Below are 18,901 nucleotides of genomic sequence, written 5' to 3'. Positions count from 1 at the left end.
ATGATACATATGAAAAATATATTGGTCGCTTATTTCAGTGCAACCGGCGTGACCGAGGCCGTTGCGGAACGGTTGTCTCAGGTTGTCGGCGGTGATTTGTACAGAATCGAACCGCAGACGCCCTATACGGAAGCGGACTTGGACTGGACGAAGAAGAACAGCCGCAGCTCCGTCGAAATGAATGACCGCGCGTCACGGCCGGAAATTACCGGGACCGTGGAAGGTATGGAGAAATACGACGTCATTTTTGTAGGGTTCCCCATTTGGTGGTATGTGGCGCCGACGATTGTCAACACCTTCCTCGAAGGGTATGATCTCAAGGGCAAGACTGTCATTCCCTTTGCCACGTCCGGTATCAGCGGCATGGGCAAGACGAACGAACGCCTCGCGCCGTCCTGCGCCGGTGCGGTTTTAAAGGAAGGAAAGCGTTTTGCTGCCGATGTAAATGAAGCGGAGCTCAAGACATGGGCGGCGCTGTTTATTAGATAGAAGTTTCGTAAGACAAAGGAGTTCTCTATTTATAGAGGGCTTCTTTTATGTTATAGTCGGGTTGTGCCGGAAGGGAAGTGTTTTTGAGGAAATGGATGAAGTAATATCAAGTGAACGGACCGGGCATATCCGGCTTGCAAACACAAGCGATTTACCGCGTATTTTACATATATATGAAAAGGCGAGAGCTTTCATGTCGGCCAACGGCAATACCGATCAATGGACCGACGGCTACCCCGACAGTCATCTTATTGCAGAAGATATAGTCAATAAAAATTGTTATGTCCTTATAGAGAAGGATACGGTCGTCGCCGTGTTTTCTTTTTGTATCGGTGAAGAACCGACATATAAGAAAATCCGCGGCGGCACCTGGCATCATGACGGGTCGTACGGCACGATTCACCGCCTTGCGTCGGACGGGATCTTCAGGGGGACCGCACGGATATGTTTTTCCTTTTGCGCTTCTCTGTATCCGTATCTTCGCATCGATACGCACCGAAATAATGTTTTTATGCAGCGGGCAATTGAGAAATTCGGCTTTCGTTGCTGCGGCAGTATTGAAGTTCGCGGCAGCGAACGCATGGCGTACGATTATTCGGCACAATAGACCGGGCTTGGTGATTGCGGCCGGAATATATCCGGCAGAGTTTAGATACGGGTGACGCGGTTTATTCGTTCTCTGCGGCACGGCCTGATGTTCACTCATAGAACGCATCGCCCTTCGGAGGCTGTACAATTTTCCCTTCTTATTTTAAAATAGCCATAGATATAAAGGGGGAAGCGCCGCTATGAAGATATCCGAATTGGGCGAGTTCGGTTTTATTGATGCTATAAAAGATAATACGATCTTTAATCCGGACTCCGTTGTCATCGGTATCGGCGACGACGGCGCCGTATATCGGACGACGGGCGGCATGGAGCAGGTTGCCGTCATTGACACGATGGTGGAAAACGGTCATTTCATCATCGGCAGGACGGCGACGTGGTATGACGTGGGATATAAGGCGGTAGCTTCCAATTTGAGCGATATTGCCGCCATGGGTGCCGTGCCGACGCATATCGTTCTGTCCGCAGCCATTGCGCCTTCCATGGAGTCGAACGATCTGCTGGAGCTCTATCAGGGGATTAAAGATATTTGCCGTGCCTATAAGGTCAACATTCTCGGCGGCGATACGGTCATGTCAAAAGAAGGGCTTATTATTACGGTTGCCGCTTTCGGCGAGATCGAAGCGGGAAAGGCCATCCGCCGCAGCGGCGCCCGGCCCGGTGACATCGTCGCCGTTTCCCACACGATCGGCGACTCCGGTGCCGGACTGGATGTACTGCTGCAGGGAAAGGACGGCTATCCTTCCTTGAAAAAAGCACACCGCCTGCCGGTACCGCAAATTGAACTGGGCCGTGCCCTTGTAATACATAACTGCCACAGCCTGAATGACATCAGTGACGGCCTGGCCAGTGAAAGTAATGAAATCGCCGAGGCGAGCGGCGTTACACTCGTACTGGAAAAGGAAGCATTTCCGCTTTCCCGCGAAACGGCGGCCTGGGCGAAAGAAGCGGGTAAAGACCCGTGTGATTACGTGTTGACGGGCGGTGAAGATTATGAGCTCGTCTTTACGATGAGCCCTGCAGACTTTGCAGCCCTGCGCAGGGACTACGGAGACGTAACACGTATCGGATACGTTGAAGCCGGTGCAGGTGAGGTATACTTGGTGGCAGACGGTGTGCGGCGGATTCTGCCGCCTGCCGGATGGGCTCATTTTACTGAGGTGAAAAAATGACGGTTGCCGTATATACGTGCAGTGAAGCGGAAACGACGGAGCTGGGAAAACGAATCGGTGCTGTTCTGCAGCAGGGTGATGTCATCGCCCTGTGCGGTGATTTGGGTGCCGGCAAGACCCGTTTTGTACAGGGCGTGGCGCAGGGAATGGGAATTGACGTTCCCGTCGTAAGCCCGACCTTTTCCCTGATGAACGTGTATGATCACGTGCCGCCGCTGCAGCATTTTGATTTTTATCGTCTTGAGACGGAAGACGAGCTGGATACGCTGGGCATAGATGATTATTGGGAAAGCGGCATTTCCCTTGTCGAATGGTCCGAAAAATTTCCTCACCGTCTGCCCGATGATGCGGCCTGCATTACTATTTGCAAAACCGGCGGCACGTCGCGGGAATTTACTGTAGATGCCGCTTTAAACAGGTGGAATATATTGATAAAAGAGGTTGAAAAGTATGTTTCTTGCCATTGAGACCTCAAGTCTCGTCTCAAGCGTCGCTCTGCTGCACGAAAAAACACTGCGTGCCGAAGTGACGGTACAGGCAAAACTGACTCACTCGGAACAGCTGATGCCGCATATTGCCGACATGCTGCAAAAAGCGGCCGTTCATAAAAACGATATAGACGGCATTGCCGTATCCGTCGGGCCCGGATCCTTTACGGGCCTGCGTATCGGCCTGGCGACGGCAAAAGGCCTGAGTTTTGCCCGGAAGATACCGCTTGCAGGCATTGAAACGCCGCGTGTCCTGGCCTGGAATTTCGTCGATTCGGCAAAAGCGGTTTGTCCGCTTATTGACGCGCAGAAGGGAAATGTATACGTTTCTCTTTATGCGTGGCATGACGGCGTACTGAAGGAAATAGAGCCCGTGTCGGTTGCTCCTGCAATTGATGTCATTGCCCGCTTTGCCGGCAGTAAAGACGACGTTTTCTTCTGCGGTGACGGTGCCCTGAAATTCGCTGCGGCCATAGAGTCGGCAGGCGGCCCGTGCCGATTGGCACCGCCCCATATGGTCATTCCCCGGGCCGGCGCCCTCGCCTTGGCCGCAGCCGAGCGGTTTGCCGCAGGCCGTACGGACGACTGCATGACTTTGACGCCGGCGTATAAGCGTCGCAGTGAAGCGGAAATCCTCTGGGAAAAGCGCCGTTCAGGTGCGTCATGTCCATAATTGTGCGTAAGGCGCGACTTGAAGACGGTGCGGGCATATACGCCGTTGAAGAAGATGCTTTTTCCGTTCCTTGGTCCTTGGACTCTATTAAGCGGGATTTGGCCAACGAAGAACGGACCATGTACTACGTCCTCGAGCGGGAAGACGGTCTTATTGCCGGTTATGCGGGCCTGTGGAAGGTTCTTGATGAAGGGCAGATTACGAATATTGCCTTGCGCAAAATTTTTCGCCGTCAAGGGTACGGCGAACTTTTAGTGCGCGTTCTCATGGAGGCCGCGTGGGAAGCCGGCTGTACCGACATATTTTTGGAAGTGCGCGTGTCCAATCAGGCAGCCTTGCAGTTTTACAGAAAGCTTGGCTATGAAGTATTGAGCGTGCGCAAAAACTACTACTCCAACCCGGTGGAAGACGCGTTTATCATGGATTGTAAAAAGCGATCCTACCCGTGGGTGCGCTGAAATATAAAGGTGAACATACATGTATACTCTCGCATTGGAAACAAGCTGCGACGAAACGTCGGCAGCCGTCATCGAAGACGGCCGCCGCGTCCTGTCCAATATTATATCGACACAGGTGCCTGTACACCGTAAATTTGGCGGTGTCGTGCCGGAAATCGCGTCGCGCCGACATGTGGAATACGTCATGCCCGTCATCGCGGCAGCCCTCGATATGGCCGGCGTAGCCCTGAACGACATAGATCACGTCGGCGTGACGTACGGCCCGGGCCTGGTGGGTGCCCTCCTCGTCGGAGTGGCGGCGGCCAAGGCGATAAGCTTTGCACTGGATAAGCCGCTTGTCGGCGTGAATCACATGGAAGGCCATATTTTTGCCAACTTCCTGAGTCATCCTGATTTGGAACCGCCCTTTTTGGCCCTCGTCGTCTCGGGCGGCCATACGCAGCTCGTCAAAGTTTTGGATTACAACCGCTTCGAGCTCATGGGGCAGACGCGGGACGACGCGGCAGGCGAGGCCTTTGATAAAATTGCCCGCGTTATGGGGTGCCCTTATCCGGGCGGACCGCAGATTGAAAAACTGGCCCGCACGGGAAATGCGGAGGCTGTCGAATTTCCGAAAGCCTTTCATGAAAAGCACAATTTTGAATTCAGCTTCAGCGGCTTGAAGTCGGCCGTACTGAACTACTTACATACATTGGAACAGCGCGGCGAAACATATAATGCCGCCGATGTGGCTGCAAGCTTTCAAAAGACCGTCGTCGACACGCTTGTCGAAAAAACGACGGATGCCGCCGCCGTGGCGAACCTGAAACAGGTTGTTCTTGCCGGCGGCGTTGCCGCCAACGGTGCCCTTCGCAAGGCCATGAGGACGGCCTGTGCGGCGGCGGGGTGTGCTTTTTACTATCCCGAGCCGATCCTTTGTACGGATAACGGCGCCATGATCGGTTGCCGCGCCTATTATCTGGCACAGGCCGGAAAGTTTGCCGACTTGACGCTCAATGCGCAGCCGGCACTGGCTATTACGGAAACGGCGAAGTAATCATGAATTCGACATTGGCGGAAATTTGCCGCAAGAAGAGTTCCCTTACGGACGTGCAAATACATATTCTGCAAAACAGCGAGCCTTTATTACAATTTGCCAGCGATTTATCGCAGCGCCGCCTGACCTTATTCGTCCCGGCGGCCCGGGCGGGGGCGTTTATTCCCGTCGCCGTGAGACAGCCCTTATTCGGCAGTCATGAGGGCACCGTGGACATAGATGCGGTCGGTTCCGTCATCCCCGCAGGAGAAGAACCCGTCGTCGCGAAGGTCATGGCGGAAAAGCGGAGCCTGACGGCACTGAAGGAAATCGACTACGGCCGTACGGAACCGATGATTGCCTATCCCTTTGAGGACAACGGCGGCAAGACCGTAGCCGTATTTACCTTTACGGGAAAAGTGGCGCCAAATAAGCGGATTCTTACGGAAACCGCTTTTCGCGCCTTGCAGGTGCCCGCGACGGCAGGCACGGCGGACTTGTATAAGCGGCTTTCCGTTCAGGACGGCATCATTCTCATAGACAGCACCGGGACGATCGAGTATGCCGACGACATGGCGGAAAATATCATGCGTCTGCAGGGACATACGGTGCCGCTCGGCGGTGAGAATATTTACAGCGGACGCTTTGACCTGGCCGCGGCCAAACATGCGCTTATAACGCGGCAGGGAGCGGCGGAAGAAATGCACGGCGACAACGCGGTTGTGACGATGCGGGTTATCCCCTTATTGAGGCGGGGAAAACTCTTCCGCCTCATTTTGATTATGTCGGAACGGACGGAGCTGCGACGTAAAGAAGAAGAGCTGCTTGTCAAATTATCGGTTATTAAAGAAATTCATCACCGTGTAAAAAATAATCTGCAGACTGTTGCCGGCTTATTGCGCATGCAAATGCGGCGTGTTGAGCATGAGGAGGCAAAGGCGGCTTTACAGGAAGCGCTGAACCGGATTTTAAGCATATCCCTCGTTCATGAAACTTTAGCCTATCATGAGGAAGAACGAATCGACGTATCCGAAATGGGCCGGCGTTTAACGGACTTATTGGCGCAGAGCCTCGTAGGAAAAGACAGCCGTATTGCTATGCGCTTTGACGGCGCTCCCGTCTTCCTTTCGTCCCGCACGGCCGTTTCTTTGGCCCTTGTCCTTAACGAACTTTTGACAAATGCCGTCCTGCACGGCTTTGCCGGTCTTGCTGAGGGCGAAGTGGCCCTTACGGTGACAACCGGTGACGACATGTGCGAGGTAGCCGTTACCGATACGGGGTGCGGCTTGGAAGAAGGCTGCACGGGAAAGGGCGGCCGCCTCGGCCTTGAAATCGTGCGGACAGTCGTAGAAAAGGATTTGCACGGCGTTTTTTCCATTGCGCCGCGTGAAACCGGCGGCACGACGGCAACTCTGTCGTTTCCCTTTAGGGAGGAGTGAGCTTTGTGGCTTACAAAATTGTAATTGCCGATGATGAAGCGCTAATTTGCATGGATCTGAAAGAAATGTTGGAAGAAGCGGGGCATTACGTTGTCGGTACGGCATCGGACGGCGCGGCGGCAGTGGAACTGGCCTATAAAACGCGGCCCGATCTTGTTTTATTGGATGTCAAGATGCCCCGACTCGACGGTATCCACGCGGCGCGTATGATTTATCGCGAGCGTTTGGCACCGGTCATCCTGCTGACCGCCTACAGTCAACGGGAAATCGTGGCGGAAGCTGCCGAATCAGGTGTCTTTGCCTACCTCGTAAAGCCGGTGAATCCGCAGCAGCTCTTTCCCGCCATGGAAGTGGCAACGGCCCAGTTTCGACGGCAACAGGAAGCGGATGAGGCCGTGGCAAGACTGGCCGAAGAAGCGGCGGCGCGAAAAGCCGTTTTCCGGGCAAAGGGGCTCCTCATGGAAATGTACGGCATATCGGAGGAAGAAGCACATAAACGGTTGCAGCAGTACAGCATGAAGAAAGGACTGGCCTTAAAGACTGTGGCGCTGCAGTTTATTGAAGCGGTTTGTAAGGAATGAAAAAATAATCCTTGACTTTTTCACCTTTGAACGGTAATATAGATAACGTAGTTAGCACTCAAAGTACGAGAGTGCTAGTAAAGAGAAGTTTGAAGGAGGAGTATATAATGATTAAGCCCTTAGGAGATCGTGTTGTAATACGTGTATTGGAACAGGAAGAAAAAACGGCCGGCGGCATTTTCCTGCCCGACACGGCAAAGGAAAAACCGAGCCAAGGTGAAGTTATGGCTGTAGGTTCCGGTAAGGTACAGGAAAACGGTATGCGTATTCCGTTGGAAGTAAGCGTAGGTGATAAAATTATTTTCTCGAAATATGCAGGTACGGAAGTCAAGGTCGAAGGGACGGAATATTTAATCGTCAGCGAACGGGATATCTTGGCAGTAATGTAATTAACTATCTTCAATAAGGAGTGGATAATAATGGCAAAACAGATTTTGTTCAACGAAGAAGCACGTCGCGCCTTGGGTAACGGTGTAGACGCATTGGCAAATGCCGTGAAAGTAACCTTGGGACCTAAGGGCCGCAACGTCGTATTGGATAAGAAATTCGGTGCGCCGGCGATTACGAACGACGGTGTAACTATTGCCCGCGACATTGAACTGGAAGATCCTTTTGAAAATATGGGCGCACAGCTCGTCAAAGAAGTAGCTACGAAGACCAATGACGTAGCCGGTGACGGCACGACGACGGCTACTCTTCTCGCACAAGCCATGATTCAGGAAGGCATGCGCAACGTCGCTGCAGGCGCAAACCCGATGATTTTGAAACGGGGCGTGGAAAAGGCCGTGACAAGACTGGTTGAAGAAATTAAGAAACGCTCCATTGCCGTTTCCGACAAGGCATCCATCGCACAGGTCGCATCCATTTCCGCAGGGGATGAAGAAATCGGCGGACTTATTGCGGACGCAATGGAAAAGGTCGGTAAAGACGGTGTTATTACGGTTGAAGAATCGAAGACCATGGGCACGCAGCTTTCCGTTGTAGAAGGCATGCAGTTCGACCGCGGCTACATTTCGCCGTACATGGTTACGGATCCCGATAAGATGGAAGCGGTCATGTCCGAACCGTACATCCTCGTAACGGACCGCAAGATTGCATCCATTCAGGAAATGGTCCCGACCCTGGAAAAGGTTGTTCAGGCAGGTAAGGAGCTCCTCATCATTGCCGAAGACGTGGAAGGCGAAGCATTGGCAACCCTCGTTGTCAACAAACTCCGCGGCACGTTCAAGGCCGTTGCCGTCAAAGCTCCGGGCTTCGGCGATCGCCGTAAGGCAATGCTTCAGGATATCGCTATCCTCACGGGGGCGACGGTCATTACGGAAGACATCGGCCGTAAACTCGACAGCATTACGATGGAAGACCTCGGCACGGCCCGTCAGGTTCGCGTAACGAAGGATGAAACGACAATCGTCGAAGGGCATGGCGATGCAGCGGCTATTAAAGACCGTGTTGCCCAGATTAAGACGCAGATCGCTGAAACGACTTCCGATTTCGATAAAGAAAAATTGCAGGAACGGTTGGCTAAGATGTCCGGCGGCGTAGCTGTCGTCGAAGTCGGCGCCGCAACGGAAGTGGAATTGAAAGAAAAGAAGCTTCGTCTTGAAGATGCATTGAATGCTACGCGCGCAGCTGTTGAAGAAGGTATCGTCGCCGGCGGCGGTACGACATTTATCGACATTCTGCCCGTATTGGATGAATTTAAAGAAGAAGGCGACGTACAGACCGGGATTAACCTCGTAAAGCGGGCAATCGAAGAACCGGTTCGTCAAATTGCGCATAATGCAGGCCTTGAAGGTTCCGTCATCGTTGCGAAGGTTAAGGCTTCCGACGACGGCGTAGGCTTTAACGCCCTGAAAGAAGAATACGTGGACATGGTTAAAGCGGGTATCGTCGACCCTGCCAAGGTAGCGCGTACGGCCTTGCAGAATGCCGCTTCCATCGCTTCCCTCGTACTCACGACGGAAACGCTCGTTGCGGACAAGCCGGAACCGGCAAATGCCTCTTCCGCAATGCCCGGGGGCATGCCCGGCGGTATGCCCGGCATGATGTAAGCCGATTATTACCGTATAAGCCGACAGGTGCCGCATAGCAGCGGCACCTTTTCGCTTTTCGGCAGGCAAAATCACGGCTTGCTTTTTGTGTTGTTCTTTGTTATAATCTCTATTGTTCCACAGTGAACGATACATTGTTCCTCAATAGCTCAGTTGGTAGAGCAATCGGCTGTTAACCGATTTGTCGTAGGTTCGAGTCCTACTTGAGGAGCCATGGCCCCTTGGTCAAGTGGTTAAGACACCGCCCTTTCACGGCGATAACATGGGTTCGAATCCCGTAGGGGTCACCACACTCGGGCGATTAGCTCAGCTGGGAGAGCGCTTGCCTTACAAGCAAGATGTCGGCAGTTCGATCCTGTCATCGCCCACCAAAAAAGGCTGTATCCGGCAGGGGTACAGCCTTTTAATACTATATATACAGGTACGGCCGTACTTGAACGGGATGCGGACTTCTATATGGTGAGAGGTGGAATATCCTTTTCTCCGTAAGGTGTTGGAAGTCAAAATAGAAGAAGTGAAACAATTGCGTTATTTAAATTGCAAGAGACGGGGAGGCTGTAATACAATGAGTGTAGCTCATTTATTACGGTCTCTTTTTGGTCGTAAAATACAAATGAAGGAACGATTGTATGGTAAGACCGATTGACATATTAAGACAATATTTCGGTTATACATCCTTTCGAGCGGGACAGGAGGAAGTTATTCAGGCACTTTTGGACGGCCGCGACTGTTTGGCCGTTATGCCGACGGGAGCGGGAAAATCCCTGTGCTTTCAGGTGCCGGCGCTCTTGAAAGACGGTGTGACCGTCGTCATATCACCGCTCTTATCGCTCATGAAGGACCAGGTCGACGCATTGCGGGCACAGCAGATTGCGGCGGCCTTTATTAACAGCCAGTGTACCTTGGAGGAGGTGCAGGAGAGCTTTCGCCAATTGCGGCAGGGGCGGATTAAACTTCTCTATGTGTCGCCGGAACGGCTGCAAAATGAATTTTTTACGGCCTTTATGGCGGCGATTCCCGTGGCGGCGGTCATCATCGACGAGGCGCACTGCGTCTCTCAGTGGGGGCACGATTTTCGTCCTGGCTATAAGGAAATCGGCCCGTGGATCGACTCCCTGCCCGTGCGGCCCGTAACGGGCGCCTTTACGGCCACGGCGACGGAGCGCGTCAAGGAAGACATGCTGAACCTCCTCGGTCTGAGGCGGGCGAAGGTCTTTGTCGGCGGTTTTGACAGACCCAATCTGTATTTTCGTGTCGTCAAGACGACGAGGAAAACGGATTTTCTCATTTCTTACTTGGCGGCGCACAATGACGAGAGCGGCATTGTCTACGGGGCGACGCGCAAGGAAGTGGACAAGGTCTATACGGCTCTTGTGAAGCTCGGCTTTAAGGTCGGCCGCTACCATGCCGGCCTGCCCGACGAAGAGCGGCGCCGCGGTCAGGACGATTTTACGTACGACCGCATTCAGGTCATGGTGGCGACGAATGCCTTCGGCATGGGCATCGACAAGAGCAACGTGCGTTTCGTCATTCACTGGCAAATGCCGAAGAACATGGAAAGCTATTATCAGGAAGCGGGCCGTGCCGGCCGTGACGGTGCGCCGGGAGAATGTATACTCCTTTTCAGCCGCAGCGATATTATGGTACAGAGATTTCTCATCGAGGCCTCCGTCCGGGATGAATCGCTTCAGGCTAATGAGCTGAAGCTTATGAACCGCATGGTCGAATATTGTGAAGACTCGCATTGCCTGCGCCGCAACATTCTCTCTTACTTCGGCGAACGGCCGCAGTGGGAACGCTGCGAAAAATGCGGCAACTGCGATGCCGAAACGGTGGAAGAAGACATTACGCAGGAGATGCGCCTCATCTGCATGTGTATAGACGAAGTGAAGGGCCGTTTCGGGCAAACTGTTGTCAGCAGTATATTGCGCGGTGAACGGACGCCCAAAATCAGGCAGTACGGCCTGTCCGGGAAAGCCGCTTTCGGTATGCTTTCGGACTGCGATAAAGGTGCAGTAACGGTCCTTATGCGTGAAGCCCTGCGTGCAGGCTATATACAAACGGCGCCGGGCCGTTACCCGACATTGTCTCTGACGGCGGCGGGACGGGATCTCCTCGACGGCGGGACGAAAGAAAAGATTACGCACCATAAAATAATCGAAGAGGAAACGCCCGTTGTACCGCGGCGCCGGCAGGCCGCGCAAAAGTCGTACGATGAAGAGAAACTGCGCCCCCTCTTCAAGCGGTTGCAGGAATTGCGCCGCATAACGGCACAAAAGGAACATATACCGCCTTTTGTCATTTTTTCCGACGCAACGCTTTGGGAAATGGCGGAATGTATGCCCGCCGATTTGGCGGCAATGAGTGACGTAAAAGGCGTAGGCCGGTTCAAACTGTATAAATACGGCCCGTCTTTTTTGCGGATTATTGAGGAATACAAACAGGAAGGAAGATAACCATGAGCATGGCAGACGAACAGTATTTATCCATTGTGGACAATATTTTGGAGCACGGTTATTATGCGAACAATCGGACCGGCGTACCGACCTATAAATTGCCGCACCAAATGATGCAGTTCGACTTGAGTAACGAATTTCCCATTTTGACGACGAAGTTCGTCGCCTTCAAGACGGCAGTCAAGGAGCTCTTGTGGATTTGGCAGCTACAGAGCAATGACGTACGGGAATTACAAAAGATGAACTGCCATGTTTGGGATGAATGGATGCGTCCCGACGGTACCATAGGCAAAGCGTACGGGTATCAAATCCGCAAGTTTAAACAGCTTGATAAGCTCTTGGAACAATTGAAGACCAATCCGCAGGATCGGCGCATGATCGTATCCCTGTGGAATATTGAAGACTTGCCCGACATGGCCCTGCAGCCCTGTGCCTTTCAAACCTTGTGGGACGTGACGGACGGACGGCTGAACTGCATGCTCATCCAGCGCAGCGGCGACATGGGGTTGGGCGTTCCCTTTAATATGACGCAGTATGCCGTTCTCGTCCATCTCATTGCGCAGGTGACGGGACTCAAGCCGGGGCTGTTTACGCATATCATCAATAATGCCCATATTTATGAAAATCATGTTGATGCCCTGCGTACACAGCTTGCCCGTAGCGCCGAGGCCGCAGCGGCACCGCATCTTATTCTGACGGAAGGTATTACGGATTTCTATGCCTTTACACCGGAAGATATACGGCTTGACGAGTATAAGCATGCCGGAAAACTTGCCATGGAGGTTGCCGTCTGATGATAAATATCATCGTTGCCAGAGATGAGCAGGGCGGTATCGGTAAGGACAACAAACTGCTCTGCCATATTTCAGCCGACTTGAAGCGCTTTAAGGCCTTAACCATGGGTCACGATTTGATCATGGGCCGCAAAACCTTTGAAAGCTTGCCGGGGCTGCTTCCGGGACGGCGTCACCTCGTCGTCACGTCGCAGGCCGATTATGCAAAAGGCCGTGCAGGTATTGTCATTTATCATTCCGTCGACGAATTGCGCTGTCAGCTGGATGAAAAAAAAGAGTATTTCGTCATCGGCGGCGCATCGATGTACGAGGCTTTTTTGCCTGTTGCCGACCGCCTCTATATTACGGAAATACACGCCCGTTTTGAGGCGGACACGTACTTTCCGGCAGAAGATGAAGCTCAATGGGAGTGCGCGAAGCGTGAAGATTATGAAGTTACGCGTAGTAATAAATATTCGTTTTCTTTTGTTGACTATACACGTAAAAAAGACAAGGACCAGTAAAAACACTGTATTTTTAAGGAAAGTGAATGTAGAAAGTATTCATTGACACGGTTGAACAACTGTGATAGACTTAGCAAAGAGCTAGGAAATAGCTGGAAATGGTTTATGCTTAGGAGGATTTTGTCATGCAAGGTAAAGTAAAATGGTTTAGTGCAGAAAAAGGTTATGGGTTCATCGAAAGAGAAGATGGTGGCGACGTATTCGTACATTTCTCGGCTATTCAGGAAGACGGCTTCAAATCTTTGACCGAAGGTCAGGAAGTTGAATTCGATATTGTTGACGGCGCTCGCGGACCGCAGGCTGCTAACGTAACGAAAGCGTAAGTTAAGCTGAATAATGACCTTTTAAGACGGTAACCTCGGCTACCGTCTTTTTTTGTATATCCGAAAACCACGCGATAGTCGCGTGGTTCAAAAGAGCTTAAGCGATGAGGAAAACAAAAAAGCTCCTCATGTGATAGGATAAAGGCGTGACCTGCCAGTTACGCAAAACTATGACATGAGGAGGACATTAAGATGACAAAGCAATCTAATGTTGGAACTAGTCTAGCACATACAAAATGGAATTGTAAATACCATATCGTATTTGCGCCAAAGTATAGGAGGAAAGTATTCTATGCAGAAAAAAGAGGAGCTATCCGGGATATACTTAGACAATTATGCCAATGGAAAGGCGTAGACATTGTAGAAGGAGAAGTGTGCCCGGACCACATCCACCTACTGGTTAGTATTCCACCGAAATTGAGTATATCAAGTTTCATGGGATATCTAAAAGGAAAAAGCAGTTTGATGATCTTCCAACGGTTCGGGAATATGAAATTTGCGTATCGGAATAGGCAATTCTGGTGCAAAGGATATTATGTGGATACGGTAGGGAAAAATACAAAAGCGATAAAAGAATATATAGAGAATCAGTTGAAAGCAGATAAAGAGAGCGATCAATTAAGTTTATTTGACCCGCAAGACCCGTTTACGGGTAGCAAGTAACCCCGTGCGTGGCTGGCAGGCCAATAAAAAGCGCACTTGTGCGCTGCCTTTAACGTTAGGGCTATGCCCGAAACAGAAAAACCACCCGCTATGCGGGTGGATGGTTATTATACCCTTTTCTTTCGCCGCGGATCATTCCGCAGCTCGGTACGAAAGGAGTAAATATAATGAATATACTTGTTGTCTGCGCCGTGACGGAGGCGCACAAGGCGCAGATTAGAGCCGCCGCCGGCGACAATACGGTCGTCTTTACTGCAGGCGATTTGTCCGGAACGGCCGTGCCCGTCGATGTTGAAAAACTCGCTGCCGCCCATGTCATTATCGGCAATGTGGCGCCGCCCCTGTTGAAACACGCAAAGAATTTGAAGTGGCTTCAGCTTAACAGCGCCGGTGCCGGTTCGTATGTCGCGCCGGGCGTCCTGCGGCCGGGCGTTTTCTTGACGAATGCTACAGGCGCTTACGGCGTGGCCGTGGCGGAGCACCTGCTGAGTCAACTGCTCATGATGATGAAGCGTCTGCCTGCGTACTGCGACAACCAGAAGGCCGAAGTGTGGCGGGATGAAGGCCCTGTCGAGGGCGTGTACGGCTCTACGGCAATCATCGTCGGCTTCGGCGACATCGGCGCCCGCTTCGGCAAAGCATTAAAGGCTATGGGTGCTCATGTTATCGGTATTCGCCGCCGCTCGACGTACCTCGTGCCCGAGGCGAGCGAAATGGGAACCATGGACAAACTGGTGGATTACGCGGCTCGCGCCGATATCATCGCTTCCGCTTTGCCCGATACGGCAGCGACGAGGGGCGTCTTCAATAAAAATTTCTTTGCCGCCGTGAAAAAAGGGGCTTACTTTCTTAACGCCGGCCGCGGCACCGCCGTTGATCAGGACGCCCTCTGCGATGCCGTCGAAAACGGCCGTCTTGCCGGGGCGGCACTGGACGTGACGACGCCGGAGCCCTTGCCGGCTGGTCACCGCCTTTGGCAAACGCCGGGTGTCTATATTACGCCGCATATTGCCGGCGGCCTCCATTTACTGCATACGCAGAATGAAATCGTGAATATCGGCGTGCGTAATTTGCGCGCTTTCCTTGCCGGAGAGCCGTTGATTAATGAAGTCGATTTTACGACAGGCTATAAAAAGTGAGTAATTTCGAGCCTTTGATGCCCTTGTGATGAAAGAAAGTCCGACTTCTGCGGGAGTACGGACTTTCTTTGTTGACGAACGTAACTATGGTTTACGAATGTTCTTTATGTATAATTGTTGAAAAGAAATAAAAATAATGATATCATAAACGAGTAAGTGCACGGTCGAATCGGCTTTGCCGATGTGTTACACAGTCTCCGGAAGGGTTTGCGAAATACCCGGAATACGGTTTGCGTGTTTCGGGCATTTTTTATGGCCTGCCGGCAAGTGAGGGAAAATCCTATGAAAGTCGCTTTGTTTTTTGCGTTGGTGTTTTTGCTTATGCTAGGACAAGTATGGGGGACACGCTTGCAGGTCAGGTCCTTTAAAAGGGCTATGGCCGGACTGCATAAACGCGGCAATGTCGGTGTAGGCTCGAAAAAACGGAAAGCCGGCCCCGGTTATGTCGTCCTCATAAGCTGTGACGGCAAGGGCGTTATTACAGGCGGCGAATTGATGAAGGGCATTACCGTATTCAACCGGTTTAAACCGTTCGACGACTGGAACGGGCAAGTAATCTATGATGTCAACAGGCGGCTGAAAGCTTATACGGATGCGAAACGGGATGCCTACAGCGGTTATATACAGGCTCTCGACGCGTTGGAGCGGCGATTGACACAAACGGAGAACGGAGAGGAGAAGACAAACTGATATGGAATTTATTGCGGCGTGTGCCAATTCGTTTATGGAACTCTTTAAAGTAGGTGCCGGCGTCTTTACGGGCTTTGTGACGGGGATTATCCCCCTGGTCGTCATTTTGATGACGGCAGTTAATTCACTGATTAAAATTATCGGTGAAGAGCGGTTTTACGGCTTCGCCAAAAGAGCGACAAAATATACCGTAACGCGTTATACGATCGTACCCGTCCTTTCGGTTATTTTTTTGACCAGCCCGATGTGTTTTACGTTCGGCCGTTTTGTGGACGAAAGGTATAAGCCCGCCTTTTATGACGCTCAGGTCAGCTTTGTCCATCCCGTTACGGGCCTGTTTCCTCATGCCAACGGCGGTGAGCTCTTTGTCTACATGGGGATTGCTGCCGGTATTCAGACCCTGGGGTATCAACTGGGGGATTTGGCGGTACGGTATTTTCTTGTCGGCATGGTCGTCATTCTCCTGCGGGGGATCGTGACGGAACGGATTTATTTGTATATGTGTCGCAAAGCGGGACGAAAGGGACAGGTGACCGACTATGTATAAGGCTGTTGTCATACGTAAAGGCAGCGGCGGCTGGGGCGGACCGCTTACGTTGTTGCCGACGGAAGAAAAGCATATTATCCTCAATGTCACCGGCGGCGGTATTCATCCCCTGGCCCGGCACATTGCCGACTTGACAGGTGCGGAAGTGGTGGACGGATTCAGTACGGGCGTGAACGATGAAGCTGTTTTGGCCGTAGTTATAGACTGCGGCGGTACGGCCCGCTGCGGCGTGTATCCGCGCAAGGGAATTAAAACGGTTAACGTCGTTCCCGTCGGACAGTCCGGGCCTTTAGCGAACTATATTCGTGAAGATCTTTATGTATCCGGCGTTACGGCCGAATGTATTGCCGCTGCAGACGGAGAAACGGCGGTACAGGCGGAAAGAGAAGGTCCAGCTGCAGAGACGGCGGCAGCTGTGCCGGAATCGGAGCCGAACGGGCCGGCGGTAAACGGTATTACGCGCATCGGTATCGGTATCGGCAAAATCGTGAATAAATTTTATGCCGCCGGCAGAGAATCCGTCGATATTACGATTAAGAGCATCTTGCCGTTCATGGCGTTTGTCAGTATGATCTTGGGGATTATTACGGCTACGGGCATCGGTAATGTCATTGCCGTCACCATTTCCCCCGTTGCCGGCTCCCTGCCGGGGATGCTGGTCATTTCCCTCATTTGTGCCATTCCCTTTATTTCACCTATATTGGGACCCGGCGCGGTTATTGCTCAGGTTGTGGGCACCCTTCTGGGCGTTGAAATCGGCTTGGGTCATATACCGCCGCAATATGCGCTGCCGGCCCTCTTTGCCATCGATTCGCAAGTGGGTGCCGATTTTATTCCCGTCGGCCTCAGCCTCGGCGAAGCGGAGCCGGAAACGGTGGAACTGGGTGTGCCCGCCGTCCTCTACTCTCGTGTCGTAACGGGTCCTTTGGCCGTTTTGTTGGCTTATGCGGCAAGCATCGGCCTGTATTAGGAATAAGATGCATATAATAAGAAAAGACATGATTGAGTCTTCTTTCTTCAGAGTTGATCGCTTTGATTGTAAGGATAGATTCAATCATGTCTTTTCTTTGTACTTTCCCTTTTTACAGAAATTTTGGAAAATAATGTCTAAGTTTGACTAAATGTGCTACAATTAGTTAACTCATAACGAGCGGTGACAGTTTATAAACGAGAGGAGGGAAAACGTATGCGCCAAGATATTCTGAGCTATTTGGAGGCCCATCGGGGCGAGTTCGTTTCCGGGCAAAAGCTGTCCGAAGAATTGGGCATTACACGGACTGCCGTATGGAAACATATTTGTGCCCTCCGCGATAAGGGATATACGATTGCCTCTTATACGAAACGCGGCTATTGTTTAACGGAAGTGCCGGAGCTCATGGAAATTGATCGCCTCATGGATGAGGTGAAGACCGAGTATATGGGGAAAAATATAATCTATCGTGAGCGGGTGGATTCGACGAATACGTTGGCCAAGCAGCTGGCCGCCGAAGGGTCCGGGTCGGGGACCGTCGTCATGGCGGAAGAACAGACCGGCGGCAGAGGGCGGCTGGAACGTTCCTTTTTCTCTCCTTACGCCAAGGGACTTTGGTTTTCCCTTATCTTACGTCCGCCGTTTCCGCCGGCTGAAGTGGCGAAGATGACTCTTCTTGCAGCCGTCGCTTTGACAAGAGTCTTTCGTATCGAAGGTCTTGCAAACTGTGTCATTAAGTGGCCCAACGACATCCTCGTGGACGGAAAAAAAATCGTCGGCATCCTGACGGAATTGAACGCGTCCATGGAGCAGGTCGATTATATGATTCTCGGTATGGGCATCAACACGTCTTTTACGGAGGAAGAACTGCCCGAGGAGCTTCGCGGTATTGCGACGAGTTTTCGTATGGAAGGCATTGATATTAACCGGAATGACTTGTGGATGTCCGTCGTCGAAGAACTGGAAGCGTATTACGAAAAGGCCGTAAATGAAGGCTTCGTTTCCATACTTGAAGAATGGAAAACACTGTCCGTCACCTTAGGGGCGGACGTGGAAGTCATGTTACCCAAGGGGATGCTTGCAGGCAAGGCTGTCGATATTGATGCCGACGGTAATCTTCTTTTAGCGACGGCGGACGGTGTGGAGCGGATTGTTGCCGGCGACGTGCGTGTCCGTAGAAAACATATTGTTAATCATAAAGAAGGAAAATAGAGTTGACCATAATAGGACCTCCTGATAAGATAAAGATGTAGCTATTTTATCAGGAGGTCTTATTATGTCTCTTCGCCGTATGACAGCCATTGCTATCTTCGCAGCTCTCCTGGCCGTTTGTTCTCAGTTTTTCCTGCCTGTCGGTCCCGTGCCTCATACGCTGCAAATCTTTGCGATTACCTTGGCCGGTGTTGTTCTCGGTGCCAAAGACGGTGCCGTGAGCGTTGTCGTCTGGATTTTGCTCGGCTCCTTCGGTTTGCCCGTCTTTGCTATGGCGCAGGCCGGTCCTGCCGTAGTCTTCGGCCCGCTCGTCGGCTTTTTCGGGGGATTTATTTTTCATGCCGCCGTCTGCGGTTATTTGCGTGGCCGGCACCCGGCGGCAGCCTTTTTCGGTGCCGCTTTTTCGCTGACTGCAGTTTACGCTTTGGGTGTCGTCGGCTTTTGGGCGGAGTATATGTACCTTTTCCAAAAGCCCGTATCCCTGTACAAAGCCTTTGCGGTCTGCGCCCTGCCTTTTATCCCCTTCGATCTTGTAAAAACGGCTCTCGCCCTTTTCGTGGGGCGCCGGATTGTACGTCTTTTGACAAAAGCCGGTGTTCGGACCGTGTAAAAAGGCTGTTTTTTTCTGCCGA

General features: G+C 52.0%; 22 protein-coding genes and 3 tRNA genes. All 25 read left to right on the top strand.

What is annotated here, in order from left to right:
- Nucleotides 1–9: 9 nt before the first annotated feature.
- The gene (locus BQ2674_RS05170) at nucleotides 10–489 is read left to right on the top strand and encodes a flavodoxin (RefSeq protein ID WP_075572762.1); all 480 of its coding nucleotides are present in this window, start codon (nucleotides 10–12) and stop codon (nucleotides 487–489) included.
- A 91-nt stretch (nucleotides 490–580) separates the two neighbouring features.
- Nucleotides 581–1,096 carry an N-acetyltransferase gene (locus tag BQ2674_RS05165; protein ID WP_075572761.1) on the top strand — a complete coding sequence of 172 codons (516 nt, stop codon included), beginning with the start codon at nucleotides 581–583 and terminating at the stop codon, nucleotides 1,094–1,096.
- Nucleotides 1,097–1,277: 181 nt separating this feature from the next.
- Entirely contained in the window at nucleotides 1,278–2,267 is a 990-nt protein-coding gene (thiL, locus tag BQ2674_RS05160) for a thiamine-phosphate kinase (protein WP_075572760.1), read from the top strand.
- Nucleotides 2,264–2,734, top strand: a complete 471-nt coding sequence (tsaE, locus tag BQ2674_RS05155) for a tRNA (adenosine(37)-N6)-threonylcarbamoyltransferase complex ATPase subunit type 1 TsaE (RefSeq protein ID WP_075572759.1) — start codon at nucleotides 2,264–2,266, stop codon at nucleotides 2,732–2,734. The genes thiL and tsaE overlap by 4 nt, the downstream gene beginning before the upstream one ends.
- Complete coding sequence (gene tsaB / locus BQ2674_RS05150; RefSeq protein ID WP_075572758.1) at nucleotides 2,718–3,428, top strand: tRNA (adenosine(37)-N6)-threonylcarbamoyltransferase complex dimerization subunit type 1 TsaB; 711 nt, start codon at nucleotides 2,718–2,720, stop codon at nucleotides 3,426–3,428. The genes tsaE and tsaB overlap by 17 nt, the downstream gene beginning before the upstream one ends.
- Nucleotides 3,419–3,886 carry a ribosomal protein S18-alanine N-acetyltransferase gene (gene rimI, locus BQ2674_RS05145; protein WP_187364806.1) on the top strand — a complete coding sequence of 156 codons (468 nt, stop codon included), beginning with the start codon at nucleotides 3,419–3,421 and terminating at the stop codon, nucleotides 3,884–3,886. The genes tsaB and rimI overlap by 10 nt, the downstream gene beginning before the upstream one ends.
- A 19-nt stretch (nucleotides 3,887–3,905) precedes the next feature.
- Nucleotides 3,906–4,922, top strand: a complete 1,017-nt coding sequence (tsaD, locus tag BQ2674_RS05140) for a tRNA (adenosine(37)-N6)-threonylcarbamoyltransferase complex transferase subunit TsaD (RefSeq protein ID WP_075572757.1) — start codon at nucleotides 3,906–3,908, stop codon at nucleotides 4,920–4,922.
- 2 nt (nucleotides 4,923–4,924) lie between these two features.
- Nucleotides 4,925–6,340 carry a sensor histidine kinase gene (locus BQ2674_RS05135; protein ID WP_083222306.1) on the top strand — a complete coding sequence of 472 codons (1,416 nt, stop codon included), beginning with the start codon at nucleotides 4,925–4,927 and terminating at the stop codon, nucleotides 6,338–6,340.
- A 5-nt stretch (nucleotides 6,341–6,345) separates the two neighbouring features.
- The gene (locus BQ2674_RS05130) at nucleotides 6,346–6,921 is read left to right on the top strand and encodes an ANTAR domain-containing response regulator (RefSeq protein WP_075572756.1); all 576 of its coding nucleotides are present in this window, start codon (nucleotides 6,346–6,348) and stop codon (nucleotides 6,919–6,921) included.
- Between the two features lie 107 nt (nucleotides 6,922–7,028).
- Nucleotides 7,029–7,310 carry a co-chaperone GroES gene (groES, locus tag BQ2674_RS05125; RefSeq protein ID WP_075572755.1) on the top strand — a complete coding sequence of 94 codons (282 nt, stop codon included), beginning with the start codon at nucleotides 7,029–7,031 and terminating at the stop codon, nucleotides 7,308–7,310.
- A 30-nt stretch (nucleotides 7,311–7,340) separates the two neighbouring features.
- Complete coding sequence (groL, locus tag BQ2674_RS05120) at nucleotides 7,341–8,972, top strand: chaperonin GroEL (RefSeq protein WP_075572754.1); 1,632 nt, start codon at nucleotides 7,341–7,343, stop codon at nucleotides 8,970–8,972.
- A 138-nt stretch (nucleotides 8,973–9,110) separates the two neighbouring features.
- Nucleotides 9,111–9,186 (top strand) — tRNA-Asn (locus tag BQ2674_RS05115).
- 1 nt (nucleotide 9,187) lies between these two features.
- A tRNA-Glu gene (locus BQ2674_RS05110) sits at nucleotides 9,188–9,262 on the top strand.
- Between the two features lie 5 nt (nucleotides 9,263–9,267).
- Nucleotides 9,268–9,343: transfer RNA gene (locus BQ2674_RS05105), tRNA-Val, on the top strand.
- Nucleotides 9,344–9,601: 258 nt separating this feature from the next.
- Nucleotides 9,602–11,428: a DNA helicase RecQ gene (gene recQ, locus BQ2674_RS05100; RefSeq protein WP_075572753.1), complete on the top strand. Its 1,827-nt coding sequence runs from the start codon at nucleotides 9,602–9,604 to the stop codon at nucleotides 11,426–11,428.
- Nucleotides 11,429–11,430: 2 nt separating this feature from the next.
- Nucleotides 11,431–12,222: a thymidylate synthase gene (locus tag BQ2674_RS05095; RefSeq protein WP_075572752.1), complete on the top strand. Its 792-nt coding sequence runs from the start codon at nucleotides 11,431–11,433 to the stop codon at nucleotides 12,220–12,222.
- Nucleotides 12,222–12,725 carry a dihydrofolate reductase gene (locus BQ2674_RS05090; protein WP_075572751.1) on the top strand — a complete coding sequence of 168 codons (504 nt, stop codon included), beginning with the start codon at nucleotides 12,222–12,224 and terminating at the stop codon, nucleotides 12,723–12,725. Before BQ2674_RS05095 ends, BQ2674_RS05090 begins: the two co-directional genes overlap by 1 nt.
- Before the next feature lie 125 nt (nucleotides 12,726–12,850).
- Complete coding sequence (locus tag BQ2674_RS05085; protein ID WP_006790110.1) at nucleotides 12,851–13,048, top strand: cold shock domain-containing protein; 198 nt, start codon at nucleotides 12,851–12,853, stop codon at nucleotides 13,046–13,048.
- A gap of 192 nt (nucleotides 13,049–13,240) precedes the next feature.
- Nucleotides 13,241–13,711, top strand: a complete 471-nt coding sequence (gene tnpA / locus BQ2674_RS05080; protein WP_075572373.1) for an IS200/IS605 family transposase — start codon at nucleotides 13,241–13,243, stop codon at nucleotides 13,709–13,711.
- 167 nt (nucleotides 13,712–13,878) lie between these two features.
- A complete protein-coding gene (locus BQ2674_RS05075) occupies nucleotides 13,879–14,850 on the top strand; it encodes a D-2-hydroxyacid dehydrogenase (protein ID WP_075572750.1) in 972 nt (323 codons plus the stop codon).
- 252 nt (nucleotides 14,851–15,102) lie between these two features.
- Nucleotides 15,103–15,540 (top strand): transcriptional regulator GutM, encoded by a 438-nt coding sequence (locus BQ2674_RS05070; RefSeq protein ID WP_316244729.1) that lies wholly within the window; start codon nucleotides 15,103–15,105, stop codon nucleotides 15,538–15,540.
- Between the two features lies 1 nt (nucleotide 15,541).
- A complete protein-coding gene (gene srlA, locus BQ2674_RS05065; RefSeq protein ID WP_075572749.1) occupies nucleotides 15,542–16,087 on the top strand; it encodes a PTS glucitol/sorbitol transporter subunit IIC in 546 nt (181 codons plus the stop codon).
- The gene (gene srlE, locus BQ2674_RS05060) at nucleotides 16,080–17,057 is read left to right on the top strand and encodes a PTS glucitol/sorbitol transporter subunit IIB (RefSeq protein WP_075572748.1); all 978 of its coding nucleotides are present in this window, start codon (nucleotides 16,080–16,082) and stop codon (nucleotides 17,055–17,057) included. The genes srlA and srlE overlap by 8 nt, the downstream gene beginning before the upstream one ends.
- 216 nt (nucleotides 17,058–17,273) lie before the next feature.
- The gene (locus tag BQ2674_RS05055) at nucleotides 17,274–18,269 is read left to right on the top strand and encodes a biotin--[acetyl-CoA-carboxylase] ligase (protein WP_075572747.1); all 996 of its coding nucleotides are present in this window, start codon (nucleotides 17,274–17,276) and stop codon (nucleotides 18,267–18,269) included.
- 64 nt (nucleotides 18,270–18,333) lie between these two features.
- Nucleotides 18,334–18,879: a biotin transporter BioY gene (locus BQ2674_RS05050; RefSeq protein ID WP_075572746.1), complete on the top strand. Its 546-nt coding sequence runs from the start codon at nucleotides 18,334–18,336 to the stop codon at nucleotides 18,877–18,879.
- The last annotated feature ends 22 nt before the right edge of the window (nucleotides 18,880–18,901 follow it).

It is taken from the genome of Megasphaera coli (assembly GCF_900095855.1).
GTDB lineage: Bacteria > Bacillota > Negativicutes > Veillonellales > Megasphaeraceae > Megasphaera > Megasphaera massiliensis_A.
Note: the sequence above shows the minus strand (reverse complement) of the source record. Positions and strands in the feature narration are given on the sequence as shown.

Bases quoted from the DNA above. Each gene is read 5' to 3' on its own strand.
- BQ2674_RS05170 (WP_075572762.1), top strand. From the start codon at position 10: ATGAAAAATATATTGGTCGCTTATTTCAGTGCAACCGGCGTGACCGAG.
- BQ2674_RS05165 (WP_075572761.1), top strand. From the start codon at position 581: ATGGATGAAGTAATATCAAGTGAACGGACCGGGCATATCCGGCTTGCA.
- thiL (WP_075572760.1), top strand. From the start codon at position 1,278: ATGAAGATATCCGAATTGGGCGAGTTCGGTTTTATTGATGCTATAAAA.
- tsaE (WP_075572759.1), top strand. From the start codon at position 2,264: ATGACGGTTGCCGTATATACGTGCAGTGAAGCGGAAACGACGGAGCTG.
- tsaB (WP_075572758.1), top strand. From the start codon at position 2,718: ATGTTTCTTGCCATTGAGACCTCAAGTCTCGTCTCAAGCGTCGCTCTG.
- rimI (WP_187364806.1), top strand. From the start codon at position 3,419: ATGTCCATAATTGTGCGTAAGGCGCGACTTGAAGACGGTGCGGGCATA.
- tsaD (WP_075572757.1), top strand. From the start codon at position 3,906: ATGTATACTCTCGCATTGGAAACAAGCTGCGACGAAACGTCGGCAGCC.
- BQ2674_RS05135 (WP_083222306.1), top strand. From the start codon at position 4,925: ATGAATTCGACATTGGCGGAAATTTGCCGCAAGAAGAGTTCCCTTACG.
- groES (WP_075572755.1), top strand. From the start codon at position 7,029: ATGATTAAGCCCTTAGGAGATCGTGTTGTAATACGTGTATTGGAACAG.
- groL (WP_075572754.1), top strand. From the start codon at position 7,341: ATGGCAAAACAGATTTTGTTCAACGAAGAAGCACGTCGCGCCTTGGGT.
- recQ (WP_075572753.1), top strand. From the start codon at position 9,602: ATGGTAAGACCGATTGACATATTAAGACAATATTTCGGTTATACATCC.
- BQ2674_RS05095 (WP_075572752.1), top strand. From the start codon at position 11,431: ATGAGCATGGCAGACGAACAGTATTTATCCATTGTGGACAATATTTTG.
- BQ2674_RS05090 (WP_075572751.1), top strand. From the start codon at position 12,222: ATGATAAATATCATCGTTGCCAGAGATGAGCAGGGCGGTATCGGTAAG.
- BQ2674_RS05085 (WP_006790110.1), top strand. From the start codon at position 12,851: ATGCAAGGTAAAGTAAAATGGTTTAGTGCAGAAAAAGGTTATGGGTTC.
- tnpA (WP_075572373.1), top strand. From the start codon at position 13,241: ATGACAAAGCAATCTAATGTTGGAACTAGTCTAGCACATACAAAATGG.
- BQ2674_RS05075 (WP_075572750.1), top strand. From the start codon at position 13,879: ATGAATATACTTGTTGTCTGCGCCGTGACGGAGGCGCACAAGGCGCAG.
- BQ2674_RS05070 (WP_316244729.1), top strand. From the start codon at position 15,103: ATGGCCTGCCGGCAAGTGAGGGAAAATCCTATGAAAGTCGCTTTGTTT.
- srlA (WP_075572749.1), top strand. From the start codon at position 15,542: ATGGAATTTATTGCGGCGTGTGCCAATTCGTTTATGGAACTCTTTAAA.
- srlE (WP_075572748.1), top strand. From the start codon at position 16,080: ATGTATAAGGCTGTTGTCATACGTAAAGGCAGCGGCGGCTGGGGCGGA.
- BQ2674_RS05055 (WP_075572747.1), top strand. From the start codon at position 17,274: ATGCGCCAAGATATTCTGAGCTATTTGGAGGCCCATCGGGGCGAGTTC.
- BQ2674_RS05050 (WP_075572746.1), top strand. From the start codon at position 18,334: ATGTCTCTTCGCCGTATGACAGCCATTGCTATCTTCGCAGCTCTCCTG.